General features: G+C 43.3%; 1 protein-coding gene. It reads left to right on the forward strand.

Annotated elements, in window-relative coordinates:
* Positions 1-1,421 (forward strand): TIGR03545 family protein (locus tag G2999_RS09115; protein ID WP_232222445.1); only part of this gene is annotated, 1,421 nt, incomplete at its 5' end.
* Positions 1,422-1,459 lie beyond the last annotated feature (38 nt).

Genomic DNA, 1,459 nt, shown 5'->3' on the forward strand with positions numbered 1-1,459 from the left:
ATAACGTGTTAATTGATAATGTCGCTTTGGTCAGTTGCGCAGAGAAAAAGGTGAAGTGTTCCGTCTCCCCGGACAAAGTTTCCAAGATATACTCGATGTCCTCCCTTCAAAAGAAGAAATCCCTACCCAAAGACGAATTGCTAGCGCGCTCAGCATTACAGACACCGGCTGCTGTAGCGTCTGCTAAAACGCTAAAAACTCAGTATATCGAGCCATTACGAGTACAAGCCAAAAACTTACCCACTAAAGCCGATATCGACGCATATCAAGCTCAGTTTGATGCGTTAAAAAAGACCGATTACAACGATCCTGCGGCACTGCTCAACGCCAAGGTACAGTGGGATGAAATAAAAACGAAGATGCGAGCAGATAAAGTCAAAATCGCTGAATTCAAAGCACTTGCCTCAGAAGCGAATACTGCCCTGAAAACCCAATTAGCAGCCCTCAAGACGGCTCCCAAAGCGGACTATGAGCTAGTTAAAGGTGCCATAACAGGCGATAGTGATGCCTTATCACAACTGACTCAAATGGTGTTTGGTGCAAAAGCGCAACAATTTAATCAATCATTACTCGCGATTACCAACACGATAGCCCCAATGCTGGCACCAAAACCAGATACCCCCATTACACCGGTTGACCCCAACGCCCCTTATCCTAATTTGTTAGTCAAACAGGCTGAAGTGAATGTCTTAGTGGGTAGTGAGAAAATTAGCAGTCAATGGGCTAACATTACCAATCAACACATCATTACTAAAACCCCTACCACCTTTAAAGTAGACGCTACCAATGGCGCATTGTGGGAAAATTTAGCCATGACTGGTAGCTTTGAAATATTAGCTGATGGCGTTAACGCCAAACAAGCGTGGGATATTGCTGGGCTCATACTGGACAATGTCTCGGTCAGTGATGACCCACGTCTGCAAGCATTGATAGAAAGGGCAGCGTTGTTTTCGAAAGGCAATGTTTCTATGGAAAAGAATAGGTTATCAGGTGGTGCCAATTTCTTATTTAATCAGCTTAAATTAGATGCCACAGGAAATGACAAATATACCCAAATTATCGCTAAAACCTTATCAACATTAAATAAGTTAAACGTGACTTCTACCTATTCAGGCGATATCAATGCGCCTACGTTTCAGCTTAAATCAGATTTAGATAATCAACTTGGCAGTGCATTAATGGATGGTATTTTAGCAGACCAAGCCGGTCCATTAGCTGAATTACGCCAACATCTTGAAGCACAAGCAGCTGAAGGGCTTGGCGTAACTCAAGGGGAGATGGCCGAAGTCTCACAATTATTGCAACTTGCAAATGGCGATATGAGTTCGCTTAATAGCTTGCTAGAAGGGCAATTAGGTGGCACGGATCAGCTAAAAGATAAACTCATGAACAAACTGAAAGGGAAACTCTTCGGAGACTAGGCAAACCCTACGAAACCCTTTACAATACTCTGCAAGAA

This window comes from Glaciecola sp. HTCC2999 (assembly GCF_000155775.1).
In the GTDB taxonomy this organism is placed as follows: domain Bacteria; phylum Pseudomonadota; class Gammaproteobacteria; order Enterobacterales; family Alteromonadaceae; genus Opacimonas.